A 17,573-nucleotide genomic window follows, 5' to 3' on the forward strand; every position below is an offset into this window, starting at 1 on the left:
TCAGGGGCCAAGGAGTTGATGGCGTCGATCGTGTTCGGGGTCGGCATGGTTGCGGCAGTTCTTCGGAAGGTGCCGCTACCGGAGTGAAGCGTGGCGAGTAGGTGTGGTGTGCAGGAAGGACGGTCCTGAGTTCCGAGGTCGCCGCGACCTCGACCGTAGCGATCTCGATCGCACGCTCGAGGCGTTGCGAGGTCGCCGCCATCGATCGACCCCTTCCCCCCGTCTCCGACCTCCCTGCGCTCCCCGCCAGGCGTCCGAGCCGCCCCCGGGCACGAGCGGCTACGCCACAGCAAGAGCTGCATCCTGACCACGGCTGCGGTTGTGACTGCGCGCCACTTGCTACTGGGCACGGTCGGTTCAGAGACCACGGCAGATCCGCCGGGGGACCGTCAAGCACACGGCGCGAGACGAGTCGCGCGAGAGGAGACCACCACCATGTCCGAGCACAGCAACGAGTTCGAGAACCACTACCCGATCACCGAGGACGGCGCCACATTCGAGTACGACGCCACCTACTTCGAGAGCGACTGGGACGCCACCCAGGCGACCGACGAGCTCGTGGAGATCGCCCGCAACCACGGACTTGGTCCGCAGCACTTCGCCGCTGAGGTCGAGCACGGCTGCCGCACGATGGCAGAGTCCGTCGCAGCCAACACGTTCGACGGCGAAACCGCCGAGGAGCTCGCCGAGTACTGGGTCCTGGTTCGCGCAGACGCGTCCAGTCTTGCGGAGCAGATCAACAGCTACGGGCTGTCCGAGCAGTTCGCCTTCCTGTCGATCTACGCCAGAGCTGAGCTGGAGGACCTCGTTGGCTACTTCGTCAAGGAGGCTGAGAAGCGCGCGGCCTGAAGGCCGTCAGTCGGCCCGTCGTCGGGGAGCTGGCCTAACCGGCCAGGCCCCGGCAGGGCCGCGCCCGTTGCCGCAGCCGAGTGTTCGCTGCCGGGCTGTTCGACGCCTGGTTGTCATCACTCCCAGACCCTCAGTCGGTCCGTGTGCTCGCGGGTCAGGCCGACGCCCGGGTCGCACTGCAGGAGCAGCACGTCGTCGAGCGGCTCGATGGTCAACCAGCCCCGGTTGGATTGCCAGCCGTTGCTGAGCGCGTCGGTGTCGGACTCGCTGATCTCGTCGTCCAGCCACGCCAACCGTCGTATCCCATGCTCGCGGGCCCACTCGGCCACCATCGGCGTCTTCCGGCATAGACCGAACGGCACATCGAGCCACTGGGACGGGAACCACACCTGGCGCAGGTCACCGGGCAGGCCGAGCAGCGGCGCGATCACGTCGTTGGCGTTGCGCCAGGTCGTGCACCACACGATCTCGAAGCTCTCAGCGAGCTCCGCAATCAGGCCAGGGGTCTCGGGCGCGACGTGCAGACGGTAGGTGTAGCCGTCGTGCGATGTGGCGTCGTACGCGGCGAAGCCCCGGTCCCGGAGCTCGTCGACGCCCGCGCCGAACACGTTGACCACCCCGTCGACGTCGAGCAACAGGGGCACACGGTTGGTCATCACGGCATCCCTCCCGCATCCTCGGTCGCTGGAATGCTCATGATCCAGGAGGCCGCCGACAGCGGGATGGGTCACTCGAGCAGGTTCACCAGCGCAGTGAACGCTCCGAGGAGGTGGCGGTTGAAGCCGATCGGGCTGTTCAACCCATGCCCGCACGTGCAGAAGTAGCCGCCATGCCACTGATGGTCTTCGGCGACTTGCTCGGCTGCGGCGCGTACCAGCTCAGCGCCAGGACCAGCCGCCGTCGGTCGCGACTCCGCACGGGACGAGAAGCCGAGCCACTGAGGTCCCGCTCCCTGCGGATAGTGCCTCACAAGTCGACGGGCCCGCTCGCGCGTCGCGGATGGGACGCGCTTCTCCGCTCCGCTTGAGAGGTCAAGCAGGAACTGGAAGCCCTCCTCGAGACTTCGCGCCTCTTCATCCGGGGTGCTCATCGGATCCGCTCCGGGAGACCGTTCTCTTTCAGGCCCCGGCGTCCGGCGCCTGGCCGGCCGAGCCGGCTCCCAGTCCGCAGCAGCCGTCACAGCCGTGGACTCCGAACCACGCGTCCCCCTGCCGTTCCGCGAAGGCGCGGGCGTCAGGATCTGGGTGGCCCACGCCGTGAGCACAGATCCGCTCCATGACCTTGGTGTCGTCGCGCCAGTTCATCGGCCAGGTCCGCATGAGGTGGTCGGACGGGTTGTGGATGCAGCACGTCTGGCCAGCGCATCGGCCGCGGGGGTGCACGGCGAGGACATGTGGTCCCGGCTCCTGTACCCCAGCCATCCAGTCGCCGCGTGGTCCAGCGAGGCCAGCTCGTAGTCGCCGCGGTCCGACCGCGAGGTCTCATCCTCATCCATGTCTGCTTCCTTTCTCTGGGACGGTTGGCGTGAGCTCGTGCCGTCCCTCGTTGCCGTGTCGGAGGTCCCCGTTCCCGCCCTCGTCGGCGAGTCGATCAGCACCTGGGTGTGCGGTGTCTACGGTGAGTGCGCATGCGCGTGAGGTGTCTCGTTGCTGGGCTGATCGATGCGAAGGGTGTTGAACCCCTGGCTGCCCCGCGCCTACCGGAGGTAGTGGTGACCGGATCGCCCGCCGGCCTCGGGTTGGTGCTCGCTTCGGCTCGTCGACTACCCGCTCCGACCCTGCTCCCTTCGTTCACCCAGACAGTCACCCCGCATCCGGTTCGTCGATCAGCTCGGTCGTCCAGTTCGCTTCCTGGATCCGGGTCTCAAGTCCGCGGCGATCTCTGGCCAGCCGGTCTGCCTCGGCCCGCAGGTCGCCGACCTCAAGGTCGGTGATCCAGCGCAGCTCGGAACGCAACTGCCGCCCACTCATCCCGTACCGGCTGCGACCCTGGGCCGCGTCCGCGACCGCAGCGACCGCGGCACGCTCCGCGGCCAGCGCCTCCCGGTGGGCGAGCGCGTCGGTGATGGTGAACCCCGGGTCGAGCTCAGTTGCCGCGTTCGTGCGGTTCACCGCCCGCACGAAACGCTCGATCTCCCCCGCAACCGAGCGCGCCTGGGCCAGCAGCTCACCTGCATTTTCGGCTGGCTCCTCGCCCTCCTGATAGCGCGCACTCGACGTCGCACGCTCCTTGAGCTGCTCCAGCCGCTTCTGGGCATCCGCCCGCAGCGCCAATGCCTCGGCAAGCTTCATCGTTCTCATCTCCTCTCGCGGGCGGACGGCCACGGCCGCCCGACACCCTTTGGCTGGGGCCGCTTCGCCACACCCACGTCGGCCGCCGGTGGACGAAGGAGCCGTCGCGAGTTGTCGGCGGGTGTCGCTGCGCCCGATGAGCCCAGCCGACATCGGGAAGGCCAAGGGCAGTCGCTGACCTCCGGACCGGTCGCCCTTGGCTACCCCCATCACGACTCACGATCGATCGACGTGCCGGCACTCGCTCCGGACGCTTCGGCCCGGTCCAGCAACGTGGGCCGCAACCGTGGATGTGCAAGCGCGTTCACCGGAGTCATCTGGAGGACCGGGTCGACGGTCGTCCACCACCGCGCTACGCCCCAGGGTCGGCTCCGGCCGCGGAGCAACAGGTTGGCGTGAACGACGGTCGGGTGCAGCTCCGCGCCCAGGAACTGGAACGCAGGTACATCCCGACTGTGGTTCGCTGCCACCGCGATGACCAGGCCAGCGTCGATGAGCGTGGTCAATGCCGTCTTGTCGCCGGTAGTGCCGGTCAGGATGCGCTGGGCCTCGGCTTCGGAGAGCATGGGTAGCTCCCGCACACGATCCCGGGCACCCTTCCGAAGAACGTCAGATCTCGACGACCACCGGTCGGACAGGGGCGCCTCGCTGACTGGGACGATTCCTTCCCGTCCGAGGCTGAAGATCCGCACCATCTCCCGCGCAAGCGAGGTTTCCTGGTCGCTCGGCTCCCGGACTGGGTCCGACGGACTTCGTTGCTTGAGGCCGGTCCAGAGCATGTGCACACCTGTAGAGCCATTGGGGGCGAGGACGACAATCGGTCGGCGCGGGCGCTGCGAAAGCAGAGGCACGACCAGGAGCGCCAGCTGATGCGGCCCACGGACTTCGGTCGCGAGCACGTGACCGAGGGTGGAGCGCTTCCGGTGGTCCCCGCCGTTCCACTCCTCGAGGGTCATGACGATCATGTCCTTGACCGTGCCGATGCCGCGATCGCTGACAGTCGCGACCACTGGCCGGCGTTCGTGGTTGGGCGGGCAGGCACAAGCGAATATTCCCCGCGCGCGGGTTGCCCGCGGCAATACGTTCCCCGAGATTTCTGGCGCCCGAACCAGTTAGCGCCGCTAACCACGATTTAGTAGCCCAGGCGGTCAACCACGCTTGACAGCGCAAAGGCAACCACTGCGCGAGCTCATGAGCACCAGGCACTGCGCAGATCCCAAACAGGTCGCCTGCGCTCTGTCCGCCCATGCCGATTGGTTCCTTGATCGGACACGCCTCACCCCTGCCCCAGATGACACCTCAGGTGCGTGCGCCCAGCTACGCGAAGTGTCGAACGGCCGAAGCCAGGACCCGATCCATGCGCCGGCAAGTGCCAGTCGCCAGTGCACGGCCGACTGTTCAAGCATCCAACCTGTCGAGCGCTGGGAGTCGTCTAACGGTGCGACATCGCGCCGATCGGGCGAGGGTCAGTCCGCCCAGACTGACGCAGTCACATTGCGGGGTGGGTGCACGAGGCAGGACGTGCGACGGGATACCGTCGCGTGCCAGGCTTCCCGATTTGTGCTCCCGGGTTCTACCGAGGACGGGCGGTCATCGAGGCTTCTCGGCGACCAGCAGAAAGCGTCGCGTCATCAGGTCCGTGCTGTCTCTCATGTCGCGGAGCGCGGCTCGCAGAACCGAGGTCGGCATGCCTGCCTCTGCTGCCGCCTCGTCGGCGTGCTCGAGCAGGAAGTCGGCGAAGACCTGGCATCGCCGGAGCCAATCGTCCGTCTCGTCGTAACGGAGGACCGTCAGGCCGGCTTCTTCGGCCAGGGGCCGATGGTCGGGCACCTGCGGTGGCCTGTTCCTCGGTTGACCGTCGTAGTCCCACGACGTCATCGCCAGGCGCCCGCCTGGGCGCAGCACGCGGGCGAGCTCCGTGAACCCAGCCCGCTTGTCCGGTGTGAAGAGGAACGCGTCCACCGTCATCACGACATCGGCCGTCGCATCTCTCAACGGCGGGCTCTCGAAGCTGCCGACGGTGAATGCGGCCTGGACACCCAGCCGATCGGCCAGCCGGCGCGCGTGCGCCAGGGCCGGTTGAGCAAGGTCGACGCCGACCAACTTGGCGCCGGCCGTGCCTGCGACCCACAGGCCCGGACCGCCGCGGCCACAACCGAGGTCGATCAGTGTGTCGCCCGCCGCGACCTGCGCGGCGAACTCACGCAACTCGGTCCTGGAGACGAAGCTGTAGGTGTCCAAGCCCGCGGGGTACTCGTCGCCCAACGCCTCCATCGCGGCTTGCTGCTCCACCGACGACGGTGGGCGGCCGTACTCGCGCTCGAAGATCTGCTTCAGGTCAGGCAATGGCATCTCACTCTCCTCTGCCGGCTTGACCGCCCGGCATGTCAGCACCCGACGCGCCCCGACGTCCACAGGCGGAGTCGACATCCCGAAACATCCCACTCGGAGGAGCGAGCGTCTATCCGCCGCCTGACGGCGCCGATGACGACGTTGACCAGCCTGAAGCATGCAGAACCGCGTCTACCTCTGACAGCCGTGAGTGTCGCCAATCGCACAGAGGGCGGTGTCTTTTGTCCGGACCACGCCTCCCCGATGTGAGCGTGGACGTATTGATCAACGGGCCAAGGGCGACTGTCAGCGACCGGCTGCACCGAGCGTGGCCAGATGAACCCATGAACTGCGGCCTTGACCGCGTATCCAATCCCCGGCTGCTGACCTGCAGAATCGCCACCGTGCCTTCGCGGATGCGCCCGGCGACCGCAGCTTCGGGAATCTCGCGCGGCACGTCAGGGTGTCGCCTGATCGTGCAGCAGACCCCAGGAACGGCGGGCTTCCTCCAACCTCCCGATCGCAGTGGCGGGGTGGCACACAGACCCCTAAGGAAGGCGATACGAAGAACGGCGTTCCTCGCTAACGTCGAGGAATGAGCAAGCGTGCGCTGTTCAGCCTCTCCGCCGCGAACGACACCCTCGTGGTCGACACCGAGGGCGGTAAGTCCTCTGAGCTCACTAAGCTCGACTACCACAAGGACCCCGACTGGCTGATCATCCACCGCCTGGACGCCGACGACTGGATGAAGGTCTCCTTCCCGACCTCGAGCCCGAGTGACGACGCCCACGTCCGCGGCCAGTTTGACTCCCTCCGAGTCCCTCCCGGCCACTCGTACCAGGCCTGTATCGTCCCTTCGGACTTCGACGTGGACTCCAAGACGCCTCCGCACGAGTGGTATGTCAACTACGACGAGGGCGAGGCGCCGCCGGAGCTAGTCACCGTCATCGCGCTCCGCAAGCGGCCCGAGGAGAGGGACCTCTACCACGAGGGCGACTCCAACACCTATGGCACGTACCACGAGCGCGTGGCCACGACACACAAGCCCGTTCTCGCGCACCTCTCCATCGGGCCATGGAAGCCACGGGATATCGGCGACGCTCGCCGAGCGCTTCCGACTCCAGTCGTGACCCAGGCACGAGGTCCACAGACCGGATTCTCGTTCACGCTCGAGGGACTCCTACCTGGAACCGACTATTACACGCTCCTGCTGTTGGTCGACGAGTTCGGCAACTGGCAATACGTCGAGGACTCTGTGACGACGCTTTCGCGGAAGGTCGAAGCCACCGTGGATGCCCTGTTCGTCCTCGACGACGGTGACCTGCTGTCGAAAGGCGAGGCGTCCTGGGACTTCTATCTGCACACCGCGGGTGGACCGAGCACCAATAACCTCTCCTACAAGAACAGCAACATCGACTCCGGGCACTTCGCGCGGCCAGACCCGGCCGGAACCGTCACGCTAGGCCCGTACACACCGCTACCGGAGAAGCCGCGCGTCTTCTTCGGGGTCACCGGCTGGCAGTACAACTCCGGGTCGTTCCCGTCCTACGGCGACGACCTCGCCATTGGCGAGCGAGAGATTCCGTGCCCGACGGGCAAGCACGAGAAAGTACAGAACCGGAAGGCGCAGGTTCAGGTGCGCGATACCGTCGGCGGGTCCTATGAGTTCCGCGTGGACTACACGTACTCGATCAAGTACCAGTAGCACGGTGACCCGCCCGTCCCGGCCGGGGCGCGACGAACTCGCTCTCAGGTCAGGTAGCGGGAAGCGCCCTGGGTGTGCCAACTCGGACCGACGCGGTTCACCACAGTGCGGGATGCGAAGCGCTCCGACGCGGTGGTTGGCTGCCGGTATGGCTCGGACGGCCGCTCGGACTTCTGTCCGACGGCTGTCACTTTTCAAAAAAGGAAGAACAACTCATGTTGGTGTCGACCTTCCAAATAGGCAAGCAGTATCCAGGCCACCGGTTGCGCACCTACGAGTTGATGGTCGTCAACCTCGAACTTGTGCCCATCGAATTCGCGGTCATCGCCCGCGCAAACGTGCAGACGTTGATCACGGATCGACCGCCGCTCGTCCTCCTGAACTGGCTGCACCCCACTGGGACTCTGTATCCCGCAGAAGCGAAGGACGGGGAGGTGGTCGCCATCTCGACAGAAAGATTGGAACCCGGCGCAGCGAACATCGCACAACTGGAGTCAGTTGGGGACGTGTGGCACAGCGAACCGATCATCGGCTACGTCGAATTGCATGTCTTGCCCAGCCAAACCGGAGACGACCAATACCATCCGCCCCAAGTGGATCACGATGTGCGAGTACTCCTCAATGCCACAGAGCGGACCTACACAGCTCAATTGCCCTCGCCAGTCCCCGAGGAACAAGACCCGAAGCCGGACCTAACGATCGCCAGCGTCCCGCTGGCGGCGGGCCAGGCACTTCAGCAAATCCGACCCTGGTCGTCAAGCACCACGCGCGATCTGTTTCTGAAGAAGCTGCAGGACGACAGCGGCGACCGGTGATCAGTTGAACCGCCTCGGACCGGCTGGACGGACGCGAGAAGCCATGACACAGCCAAGCCGTCCCCCGCTAGCCTGCGTTCTGGAAGGTGCGTCTATCCGCCGCGAATGGGGCGACCAGCAGTACCAGGGAAAGCGCGGCATGCTCAGCGGATCGGTACTACCGGACGCCGAGGACGTCTCGGGCCACGATCTGCTTCATGATCTCGGTGGTGCCGCCGTAGATCGTCGTGACCCGGGTGTCCAGGTAGGCCCGGGCGATCGGGTACTCGAGCATGTAGCCGTAGCCCCCGAAGAGCTGCACGCACCGGTCGACGACGGTCTTGTGCATCTCGGTGGCCCACCACTTCGCCTGCGCTGCCTCGACCGCGGTCAGCTCACGGGCGTTGAGTCGCAGCACCGCTTGGTCGACGTACGCCTGCGTGACGTCGAGCGCCGTCACCATCTCGGCGATCGCGAACTGGGTGTGCTGGAAGTCCGCCACCGTGCGGCCGAACGCCGCTCGCTCGCGCACGTAGTCGACCGTCCACGCGAGCGCCGCGCGGGCGCCGGCGCAGGCGGTAACCGCGATGCCGATCCGCTCCAGCGGGAGGTGCACCATCAGCTGCCGCATGCCGTCGCCGACCTCGCTGAGCAGGTGGTCGTCGGTGAGCACGACGTCCGAGAAGGTGAGCTCCGCGGTGTCCTGCGCCTTGAGCCCGACCTTGTCGAGGTTGCGGCCGCGCTCGAAGCCCGGCATCCCGCGCTCGACCACGAAGAGGCTGAACGCCCGGCTGCCCGCCTCGGGTGACGGGTCCGTGCGAGCCACCACGACGACGAGGTCGCTGTTGATGCCGTTGGTGATGAACGTCTTCGCACCGTTGAGGATCCAGGCGTCGCCGTCTCGCCGGGCGGAGGTCCGGATGCCGCGCAGGTCCGATCCGGTGCCGGGCTCTGTCATCGCGATCGCGCCGATCAGCTCACCCGAGGTCAGCCCGGGCACCCACCGCGCCTCCTGCTCGGGGCCGGCCATGTCCACGACGTACGGCAGGGCGATGTCGGCGTGCACCGTCAGGCCCGAGGAGTACGACGTGGCGCCGACGCGTGCGCACTCCTCGATGACCACGCACCGGAAGGCGTAGTCGTCCTCGAGCCCGAGCCCCAGGAGGCCGGCCTCCCCCGCCGCCAGCCACGGGTCCCGCGGGATGATCCCGGCGGCGTCCCACTCCTCGCCGTACGGCACGACCGCACGGGCGAGAAGGCCCCGGACAGTGGCACGGAGGTCCTCGTGGTCGTCGTCGAAGAACGGGCGCCGGGCCCACAGGTCCCTGGTCATCGCCGTCAGACCCGCTCGACCAGGAGCGCGTTGGCGAGACCGCCCGCCTCGCACATCGTCTGCAGCCCGTAGCGGCCCCCGGTCGCCTCGAGGTGGTTGACCAACGTGGTGAGCAACCGGGTGCCGGAGGCGCCGAGCGGGTGGCCGAGCGCGATCGCGCCGCCACGTGGGTTGAGGCGCTCGGGGTCGGCGCGCAGCTCGGCGGCCCAGGCGAGGGGGACGCTGGCAAAGGCCTCGTTGACCTCGTAGGCGTCGACGTCGTCGATGGCGAGACCCGCGCGGTCGAGCACCTTGAGGGTCGCGGGGATCGGCGCGGTGAGCATCAGCCCCGGGTCGTCACCGGCGACGGAGAACGCGACCAGCCGGGCGCGCGGGCGGAGGCCGAGCCGCTCCGCGACCTCCTCCGCCATGACCAGGGCCGCCGAAGCGCCGTCGGTCAGCGGCGAGGAGTTGCCCGGCGTGATCCGCCAGTCCATCGCGGGGAAGCGCTCCTGCATCTCCGGCGTCGCGAATGCGGGCCGCAGCCCGGCGAGGCCCTCGACGGTCGTACCGGCCCGGACGGTCTCGTCGGCCGTCACCCCGCCGACCGACACGAGCTCGCCCGCGAACCCACCCGCCTCCGCCGTGGCCGCCGCGAGGCGGTGTGAGCGGGCGGCGTACGTGTCCAGGTCGTCGCGGGTCAAGCCCCATTTGTCGGCGACCAGCTCGGCGCACACGCCCTGGTGGAGCAGGCCCTCGGGGAAGCGGCGGGCGATCGCCGGTCCGTAGGGGTCCTCGCCCTGCACGGCCGCGAACATCGGCACCCGGCTCATCGACTCCACGCCGGCCGCCACTGCCACGTCGTACGCACCGGCGATCACGCCCTGGGCGGCGAAGTGCACGGCCTGCTGGCTGGAGCCGCACTGCCGGTCGACGGTCGTGGCGGGCACAGTGTCCGGCCAGCCCGCGGCGAGCACGCCCTGGCGGCCGATGTTGAGGGCCTGCTGGCCGACCTGGCCGACGCAGCCGACGATCACGTCGTCGACGAGGGCGGGGTCCAGGTCCTGACGCTCGACCAGTGCGGAGAGCGTGATGGCGAGCAGGTCGACCGGGTGCCGGTCGGCGAGGGCGCCACCGGGCTTGCCCTTCCCGGACGGGGTGCGGACCAGGTCGACGACGACGGCGTTGCGCATGAAATCTCCTCCCAGGGTGTTGCGCCACCCTAGTTAGCGATCGCTAAACTGTCCACGTGAGCACTCCCACCGTCCTGGACTCCTTCCGGCTCGACGAACGCGTCGTCGTGATCACCGGCGCCAGCTCCGGCCTCGGCGTCGGCTTCGCGCACGCCGTCGCCTCCGTGGGTGGGACGCTGGTGCTCGGCGCGCGGCGCGCCGAGCGCCTCGAGGAGGTGGCCGAGAAGCTCCGGGTGACCGGCGCGACCGTGCACGCCCGCGTCACCGACGTGACCGACCCCGCCGACTGCGACGCGCTCGCTGCGCTCGCGGTCGCCGAGCACGGCCGGGTCGACGTCCTGGTCAACAACGCGGGCGTCGGCGCCTCGGCGCCCGCACTGCGCGAGAGCACCGAGGACTTCCGCTCGGTCGTCGACGTCAACCTCAACGGCGCCTACTCGATGGCCCGCGCCTGCGCGCCGCACATGCCGCACGGCTCGTCGATCGTCAACATCGCCAGCGTCCACGGGCTCGTGGCGTCACGCTTCCCGCAGGCGCCGTACGCCGCCAGCAAGGCAGGCGTCATCGGGCTCACCCGCGACCTCGCCCAGCAGTGGTCGGGCCGCAAGGGCATCCGCGTCAACGCGCTGTGCCCGGGCTACTTCGCCAGCGAGATGACGGCGTACGGCGAGGACGCGCTGCGGGCGATGGTCGCCGAGCACAGCCTGCTCGGCCGCTTCGGCGAGCAGGCCGAGCTGGACTCCGCCCTGCTCTTCCTGGCCAGCCCCGCCTCGTCGTACGTCACCGGCACCACGCTGGTCGTCGACGGCGGGATGACCGCGATCTGACCGGGGCTCAGTCGGCCTGGAGCACCACGCCGTTGGCGGCCAGCTTGGCCCACTCGTCGTCGCCGACCCCGGCGAGCGTCGTCAGGACCTGGCGGGTGTCCCCGCCGAGCAGGGGGCCGGGCAGCGGTGCGCCCGGGTGGGTCCGGGAGAACTTCGGCACGATGCCGGTCGCGGGCACGGCGGTGCCGAACCGGTTGACCAGCTCGACGACCATGTCGCGCGCGGCGTACTGCGGGTCGGCGAGCATGTCAGCCGCGGTGTAGATCCGGCCTGCGGGCACCCCGTGCTCCTCCATCGCGGCCAGCAGCTCGTCGGCCGCCAGCGTGCGGGTCCAGTCGGCGATCATCCCGTCGATCTCGGCCATGTTGGCGCCGCGGGGCGCGTGCTCGGCGAAGCGCGGGTCGTCGGCCAGGTCGGGCCGGCCCATGGCGTCGCAGAGGCGACGGAAGACGGTGTCGGCGTTGGCCGCGATCAGCACCTCGGCGCCGTCGGAGGTCGGGTAGACGTTGGACGGTGAGACGCCCGGCAGCACCGACCCGGTGCGCCCGCGGGTGACACCCGCGATCGCGTGGTCGGCCATCGTCGACTCCATCAGGGCGGCGACGGCCTCGTAGATCGCGACGTCGACCTCCTGGCCGCGGCCGCTGGCGTGCCGCTCGTTGACCGCCGCGAGGGTGCCGATGACCGCGAACATCGCGGCGAGAGAGTCGCCGAGGCTGATGCCCGACCGCGTCGGCGGCAGCTCGGGGTTGCCGGTCGTGTGCCGGATCCCACCCATCGCCTCGCCGATGCTGCCGAACCCCGCGTCGTTGGCGCGCGGTCCGGTCTGCCCGAAGCCGGAGACGTGCACCATGATCAGCCGCGGGTTGAGCGCGCTGAGGGTCGCGTAGTCGAGGCCCCACGTGACGAGCGTGCCGGGCCGGAAGTTCTCGAGCACCACGTCCACCTCGGTCGCCAGGCGCCGGATCAGGTCGCGGCCCTCCTCCTGGCGCAGGTCGATCGCGACCGAGCGCTTGTTGCGCGCGATCGACGGCCACCACAGGCTCTCGCCGTCGACGTTGACGCCCCAGCGGCGCATCGGGTCGCCCGAGGTCGTGGTCTCCACCTTGAGCACCTCGGCGCCGTAGTCACCGAGCAGCTGACCGGCGAAGGGGCCGGCGATGAAGCTGCCGAGCTCGAGCACGCGCAGCCCGCCGAGCGGGCCGGTGGGGGTCGTGGTCACGCCGGAATTGTACACAATCTGGCGTGGACGTCGATCGATCTCACCGGCGCCGGTCGATCGTGCACCTAAGATGCACACAATCGACCGGCACCGAGACCGAAACGGAGCAGAGCCGTGGCCACCCGCAGAGGCACCACGCAGTCGGCGTACCAGCAGATCCGGCGGGCGATCGTCGAGGGCCGCTACAAGCCCGGGCAGCGCCTGGTGGAGCAGCGCATCGGGGAGGAGTTCGAGCTCTCCCGCACGCCGGTACGCGAGGCCCTGCGCCAGCTCGAGGCCGAGGGACTCGTCCACCACGAGGCCAACCGCGGCGCCGTCGTCCGCGGCGTCACGGTCGAGGAGGTCGCCGACCTCTACGACCTGCGGGCCCGGCTGGAGGGGTACGCCGCGGAGCTCGCTGCCCTGCGGATCGAGCCACCAGAGCTCGACCGACTCGATGCCGGCATCGTCGCCTTCGGCGCCGCTCTCGCCGCCACGTGGGACGACGAGCTCGAGCAGCTGCGCGCGATCGACGCCGCCAACCGCGAGGTGCACGGCGCGATCCTGACCGGGGCTCACCACGAGCGCCTCGCCCGGCTGCTGGAGCGCACGGTCGACGTGCCGCTGGTCTTCCAGGCGTTCCGGCAGTTCGACCGCGCGCAGACCGAGCGGTCACACCTCTTCCACCAGCTCATCCGCGACTCGATCGCCGCCGGCGACGGGCAGCGAGCCTCCTCGCTGATGTTCGAGCACATCATGCTCGGCCGCGATGTGCTGCTCGACCACCTGGCCAGGATCGACGCCGGGGTCGACGACCTCTTCTCGACCGGTCAGGCGGAGTAGGCCGGGAAGCCACCCGCCCGCGCCAGCTGCCCGGGCACGGTCTCGCCCAGCACGCCGCTCAACCACCGGGCGGTGCCGATCAACCGCTCGAGGTCGACGCCGGTCCCGACGCCACTGCGGTCGAGCAGGTAGACGAGGTCCTCGGTCGCGATGTTGCCGGTCGCGTCGGGCGCGAACGGGCAGCCGCCGATGCCACCGGTCGACGCGTCGAGCACGGTGACGCCGGCGTCGAGCGCGGCGACGGCGTTGGCGTAGCCGGTGTTCCGGGTGTTGTGGAAGTGGCAGCGCAGCACGGCGCCGGGCGCCGCGGCCGCGACGCCCCCGGCCAGCCGGGACACCTGGGCCGGAACGCCGACCCCGATCGTGTCGGCCAGCGCGATCTCGTCGACCCCGAAGGCGTGCACCTGGCGGGCCAGCTCGACCACGGTCGTCTCCGGCACCTCGCCCTCGAACGGGCAGCCGAAGGCGGTGGCCAGGGTGACCGACAGGCCGAGCCCGGCGGCCCGGGACTCCTCGGCCAGGTCCCCGACCACCTGCACGGAGTCGGCCACCGACATCCCCTGGTTGCGCCGGCTGAAGGTCTCCGAGGCGACGACGACGCAGTTGACCTCGTCGACCCCGGCCGCCAGGGCGCGGTCGAACCCGCGCCGGTTGAGCACCAGGCCGATGTAGGACACGTCGGCACGGCGCGGGACGCCGGCCATCACGGCCTCGGCGTCCGCCATCTGCGGCACCCGCTGCGGGTGCACGAAGCTGGTCGCCTCGATGCGCCGGAGGCCGGCGTCGATGCTCCGCGAGATCAGCTCGATCTTGTCCTCGGTGGACACGAGCACCTGCTCGTTCTGGAGCCCGTCGCGGGGCCCCACCTCGATGATCTCCACGGCTACCTCCTGGACTGTGGTGGCACCATCGTACGCACATTGCATACAATCTGATTCGTGTCGTCCACACTCGAGTCGCGGTTGCGCGACCTGCTCGCCTCCCGACTCGCCGACCCGACGCTGCGGATCGAGGACCTCAAGCGCGTCCCGGCCGGCGCGTCGCGGCACACGTGGTCGTTGACGATCGACGGCGACCGCGCGACCCGCCGCGACCTGATCCTGCGGATGGACGCGCCCGGCAGCATGTCCGACGCCATGGACCGCGAGACCGCGCTCATGGTCGCGGCCCGAGCGGCGGGCGTGCCCTCCCCCGAGGTGCTCACAGGGAGCATCGACGGCGCGGACCTCGGCGCGGCGTACGTCGTGATGAGCCTGGTCGAGGGCGAGACGATCCCACGCAGGATCCTGCGTGACCCGGCGTACGCCGAGGTGCGGCCGGTGCTCGCCGCGCAGTGCGGCCGCGCGCTGGCGCGGATCCACAGCATCGACCCCTCGGCCGTGCCCGGCCTGGAGGTCAGCGACGAGCTGGCCGCGTGGCGGGACGTGCTGGACGAGCACGGCCAGCCGCACCCGGCGTTCGAGCTCGCGATCCGCTGGCTCGAGGAGCACCGGCCGGAGCCGGTGACCCCGCGCGTGGTGCACGGCGACTTCCGCAACGGCAACCTCATCGTCGGCCCGGACGGCATCCGCGCGGTGCTCGACTGGGAGCTCGCCCACCTCGGCGACCCGTTGGAGGACCTGGGCTGGCTGTGCGTGCGGGCCTGGCGGTTCGGCGCGGAGCCGGTCGTCGGCGGCTTCGGCACGGTCGACGACCTGGTCGCGGCCTACGAGGCCGAGCGCGGCACGACCGTCGACCGCGAGGCGCTGCACTGGTGGCAGGTCCTCGGCACGCTCAAGTGGGGGATCATCTGCATCCACCAGGCCGACCGGCACCGCTCGGGCCAGACGCGCTCGGTCGAGCTGGCGACGATCGGCCGCCGGGTCGCGGAGAACGAGTGGGAGCTGCTTCAGCTGCTGCCCTGACCCGCCGCCCCGTCAGCGGAGCCCGAACTCCCAGCTGCCGCCGCGGCGGTACTCGCCGAGGATCCGCTTGCCGACGCTCTGGATGTGCACCTCGTCGGCGCCGTCGTAGAGCCGCGCGAAGCGGGCGGAGCGGTACATGTGGCTCAGCGGAGTGTCCTCGGTGACGCCGGCGGCCCCGTAGACCTGCACGGCTCGGTCGATCACGTTGTGCAGCATCTGAGCGCCGTAGACCTTGATCGCGCCGATCTCCACCCGGGCCTGGTCGCCGCGGTCGATCTGCTCGGCAGCCGCCAGGGTGAGCAGCCGGCTCGCTTGGATCTCGGTGTAGGAGTCGAAGACGTGCTTCTGCATCAGCTGCTTCTCGGCGAGCGGCTCGCCGAACGCGACCCGCTCGTTGAGCCGGGTGCACATCAGGTCGAAGGCGCGCTGCGCCTGGCCGAGCCACCGCATCGCGTGGAAGATCCGGCCGGGGCCTAGCCGCTCCTGCGCGATCAGGAAGCCCTTGCCCCGCTCGCCGAGCAGGTTCTCGGCGGGCACCCGCACGTCGTCGTACGCCACCTCGTAGTGGCCACCGTGGCCGCCGGACGGCAGGCCGAGCAGGGGCGTCTCGCGCACGAGCCGGTAGCCGGGGGTGTCGGTCGGGACGATGATCATGCTGAACGACGCGTGCGGGGCCGCGTCGGTCTCGGTGCGGCACATGACGGTCGTGTACGCCGCGCCCGCGGCGCCGGTCGTGAACCACTTCCGGCCGGTGATCACCCACTCGTCGCCGTCGAGCCGCGCGGTCGTCTGCAGGCCGGTCGGGTCGGAGCCGGCGACGTCGGGCTCGGTCATCGCGAAGCTCGGCGAGATCTCGCCGGCGACCAGCGGCCGCAGGTAGGCCTCGCGCCAGTGCGGGCTGGCGTGCCGGTCGAGCATGATGGAGTCCTGGAGCGTCCAGGTGCCCAGCGCCAGCTGGCCGAACTCGCTGCGCCCCTGCACCTCGTTGACGTAGACGTAGTCGAGGAAGGGCAGCCCGCCACCGCCGAGCTCGGCGGGGTGGCCGAGCGCCCACAGTCCCTCGGCCTTGGCGTCGCGCTGCAGCTCGGCGAGGAGGGCCGCGCCGTCGGGGCCGCGCAGCGTCTCCTCGTGCGGCTCGACGCGCTCGGTCATGAAGCGGTGGACCCGGTCGCGCAGCGGCCGGACGTGGTCGGGGACCTGGAACGTCACGACGTCTCCTCGAGGTGGCGGGGGTTGTCGACGCGGAGCTTGGCACGCACGCTCTCGGTGACCGCGTCCTTGATCTCGGTGTAGCGAGTGTCCTCGGCGCCGGACCGGATGACGGCGGCGAGCGCGGCGTCGTCGGCGTACCCGAGCTCGGCGAGCCGGGCGCGGTGCGCCGCGACGTCGGTGCCGCCGTGCTCGAGCTCGCGCTGCACGATGCGCAGCGCGTTGACGGCGACGCGGGTGTGGAAGCGGGTGCTGCCCTCGACCGCCTCGAGTACCTGGGTCTCCAGGAACTCGCAGACGGCGTCGAGCAGCTCCCCCGCCGCCGGTACGTCGTAGAGGTCGCCGCCGGTGCTCATCACCGCTCCGGGATGCTGATCGCCCGGCCGAGGTCGAGCGCGACCCGCTGACCGTCCGGGCCGTCGACCTCGACGATCTCCTCGGGGCGGTCGTCGAACTCCAGGCGCAGCGCCCGGCAGATCACGGCGTGCATGTCGTAGAGCGTGGTGACGTAGGTGAGCTCGAGGATCTCCTCGTCACTGAGGTGCTGGTGCAGCACCTCGAAGGTGCCGTCGTCGACACGACCTCCGCCGGTCACCAGGCTGTCGGTGTAGGACAGGACCGCCCGCTCGAGCGGGGAGAACAGGTCGGACGCTCCCCACGACGGCACGGCCGCGATCCGCTCCTCACTGACCTCGAGGGCGCGAAGAGCCTTGCAGTGCTGGGAGAACACGAACTGGCTGCCACGCAGCCAGCCCGCCCGCGTCTGGCCGAGCTCACGGAGCAGCGGGTCGAGCTTGCGGTCGGGGCTGCGGTAGAGGCCGAAGCCGCGCACGGCGTGCTCGAAGATGTCCGGCACGAGGGCGAAGACCGTCCACCAGTCGCCGGGTGTGCCGGTCGCCGTGCCGGGCTCGGCGACCGGGTCCCGGTCGCCGAAGAGCCGGTCGTACATCGAGAGGACGACCTCGGACTCGACCTCGTTGCGGGGGACCTGACGGAGACGGGGCATCGATTCTTCCTTCCCGGCGGCTGACGACGATGGTGGCAGATTACATGCAATCTCTGGAGCGGCGGCCTCTGGTTCGGGGGTGGGACGTTGCCTGCGGGCTCAAGAGTG

At 69.6% G+C, this 17,573-nt stretch carries 18 protein-coding genes; 6 read left to right on the forward strand and 12 right to left on the reverse strand.

The annotated features are described in order from the left end of the window. Nucleotides 1-435 precede the first annotated feature (435 nt). Nucleotides 436-849: a hypothetical protein gene (locus HZF07_RS08605; protein ID WP_157340935.1), complete on the forward strand. Its 414-nt coding sequence runs from the start codon at nucleotides 436-438 to the stop codon at nucleotides 847-849. A gap of 116 nt (nucleotides 850-965) precedes the next feature. On the opposite strand, the gene HZF07_RS08610 is transcribed toward HZF07_RS08605, so the two are convergent. From HZF07_RS08610 to HZF07_RS08630, 5 genes are all read right to left on the reverse strand, one after another. Next, nucleotides 966-1,505 (reverse strand): HAD domain-containing protein, encoded by a 540-nt coding sequence (locus HZF07_RS08610; RefSeq protein WP_157340937.1) that lies wholly within the window; start codon nucleotides 1,503-1,505, stop codon nucleotides 966-968. Between the two features lie 71 nt (nucleotides 1,506-1,576). Beyond that, nucleotides 1,577-1,939, reverse strand: a complete 363-nt coding sequence (locus HZF07_RS08615; protein ID WP_157340939.1) for a BPSL0761 family protein — start codon at nucleotides 1,937-1,939, stop codon at nucleotides 1,577-1,579. 712 nt (nucleotides 1,940-2,651) lie between these two features. Continuing rightward, entirely contained in the window at nucleotides 2,652-3,140 is a 489-nt protein-coding gene (locus HZF07_RS08620) for a DIP1984 family protein (RefSeq protein ID WP_157340941.1), read from the reverse strand. A 209-nt stretch (nucleotides 3,141-3,349) separates the two neighbouring features. Then, complete coding sequence (locus HZF07_RS08625; protein WP_157340942.1) at nucleotides 3,350-4,105, reverse strand: hypothetical protein; 756 nt, start codon at nucleotides 4,103-4,105, stop codon at nucleotides 3,350-3,352. A 625-nt stretch (nucleotides 4,106-4,730) separates the two neighbouring features. Further along, nucleotides 4,731-5,492 (reverse strand): class I SAM-dependent methyltransferase, encoded by a 762-nt coding sequence (locus HZF07_RS08630; RefSeq protein ID WP_198346364.1) that lies wholly within the window; start codon nucleotides 5,490-5,492, stop codon nucleotides 4,731-4,733. A 574-nt stretch (nucleotides 5,493-6,066) separates the two neighbouring features. On the opposite strand from HZF07_RS08630, the gene HZF07_RS08635 reads away from it, so the two are divergent. Beyond that, entirely contained in the window at nucleotides 6,067-7,176 is a 1,110-nt protein-coding gene (locus HZF07_RS08635) for a hypothetical protein (RefSeq protein ID WP_157340944.1), read from the forward strand. A gap of 215 nt (nucleotides 7,177-7,391) precedes the next feature. Beyond that, nucleotides 7,392-7,991, forward strand: coding sequence for a hypothetical protein (locus HZF07_RS08640; protein WP_157340946.1), 600 nt, complete (start codon nucleotides 7,392-7,394; stop codon nucleotides 7,989-7,991). Between the two features lie 157 nt (nucleotides 7,992-8,148). On the opposite strand, the gene HZF07_RS08645 is transcribed toward HZF07_RS08640, so the two are convergent. Together HZF07_RS08645 and HZF07_RS08650 are read right to left on the reverse strand one after the other, a co-directional pair. Further along, entirely contained in the window at nucleotides 8,149-9,303 is a 1,155-nt protein-coding gene (locus HZF07_RS08645) for an acyl-CoA dehydrogenase family protein (RefSeq protein ID WP_157340947.1), read from the reverse strand. A 5-nt stretch (nucleotides 9,304-9,308) separates the two neighbouring features. Beyond that, nucleotides 9,309-10,475, reverse strand: a complete 1,167-nt coding sequence (locus HZF07_RS08650) for a thiolase family protein (RefSeq protein WP_157340948.1) — start codon at nucleotides 10,473-10,475, stop codon at nucleotides 9,309-9,311. 56 nt (nucleotides 10,476-10,531) lie between these two features. On the opposite strand from HZF07_RS08650, the gene HZF07_RS08655 reads away from it, so the two are divergent. Then, a complete protein-coding gene (locus HZF07_RS08655; protein ID WP_181644950.1) occupies nucleotides 10,532-11,302 on the forward strand; it encodes an SDR family NAD(P)-dependent oxidoreductase in 771 nt (256 codons plus the stop codon). A gap of 7 nt (nucleotides 11,303-11,309) precedes the next feature. Here HZF07_RS08655 and HZF07_RS08660 read toward each other — a convergent pair whose 3' ends face one another. Further along, nucleotides 11,310-12,524 carry a CaiB/BaiF CoA transferase family protein gene (locus tag HZF07_RS08660; protein ID WP_198346365.1) on the reverse strand — a complete coding sequence of 405 codons (1,215 nt, stop codon included), beginning with the start codon at nucleotides 12,522-12,524 and terminating at the stop codon, nucleotides 11,310-11,312. A 114-nt stretch (nucleotides 12,525-12,638) separates the two neighbouring features. Here HZF07_RS08660 and HZF07_RS08665 point away from each other — a divergent pair, with 114 nt between their 5' ends. Next, entirely contained in the window at nucleotides 12,639-13,346 is a 708-nt protein-coding gene (locus tag HZF07_RS08665) for a GntR family transcriptional regulator (protein WP_157340950.1), read from the forward strand. On the opposite strand, the gene HZF07_RS08670 is transcribed toward HZF07_RS08665, so the two are convergent. Beyond that, a complete protein-coding gene (locus HZF07_RS08670) occupies nucleotides 13,334-14,227 on the reverse strand; it encodes a hydroxymethylglutaryl-CoA lyase (RefSeq protein WP_198346366.1) in 894 nt (297 codons plus the stop codon). The genes HZF07_RS08665 and HZF07_RS08670 overlap by 13 nt on opposite strands. Before the next feature lie 57 nt (nucleotides 14,228-14,284). Here HZF07_RS08670 and HZF07_RS08675 point away from each other — a divergent pair, with 57 nt between their 5' ends. Beyond that, on the forward strand, nucleotides 14,285-15,250 hold the full coding sequence (locus HZF07_RS08675; protein ID WP_181644951.1) for a phosphotransferase family protein: 966 nt from the start codon (nucleotides 14,285-14,287) through the stop codon (nucleotides 15,248-15,250). Nucleotides 15,251-15,262: 12 nt separating this feature from the next. On the opposite strand, the gene HZF07_RS08680 is transcribed toward HZF07_RS08675, so the two are convergent. Genes HZF07_RS08680 through HZF07_RS08690 form a run of 3 tightly spaced genes read right to left on the reverse strand, consistent with a single transcriptional unit; the run spans nucleotide 15,263 to nucleotide 17,465 of the window. Then, entirely contained in the window at nucleotides 15,263-16,459 is a 1,197-nt protein-coding gene (locus HZF07_RS08680) for an acyl-CoA dehydrogenase family protein (protein ID WP_181644952.1), read from the reverse strand. After that, on the reverse strand, nucleotides 16,456-16,815 hold the full coding sequence (locus HZF07_RS08685) for a DUF6285 domain-containing protein (RefSeq protein ID WP_157344839.1): 360 nt from the start codon (nucleotides 16,813-16,815) through the stop codon (nucleotides 16,456-16,458). Before HZF07_RS08685 ends, HZF07_RS08680 begins: the two co-directional genes overlap by 4 nt. Beyond that, nucleotides 16,815-17,465: a carboxymuconolactone decarboxylase family protein gene (locus HZF07_RS08690; protein ID WP_157340954.1), complete on the reverse strand. Its 651-nt coding sequence runs from the start codon at nucleotides 17,463-17,465 to the stop codon at nucleotides 16,815-16,817. Before HZF07_RS08690 ends, HZF07_RS08685 begins: the two co-directional genes overlap by 1 nt. Nucleotides 17,466-17,573: the final 108 nt, after the last annotated feature.

The organism is Nocardioides agri (genome assembly GCF_013778305.1).
Lineage (GTDB): Bacteria > Actinomycetota > Actinomycetes > Propionibacteriales > Nocardioidaceae > Nocardioides > Nocardioides agri.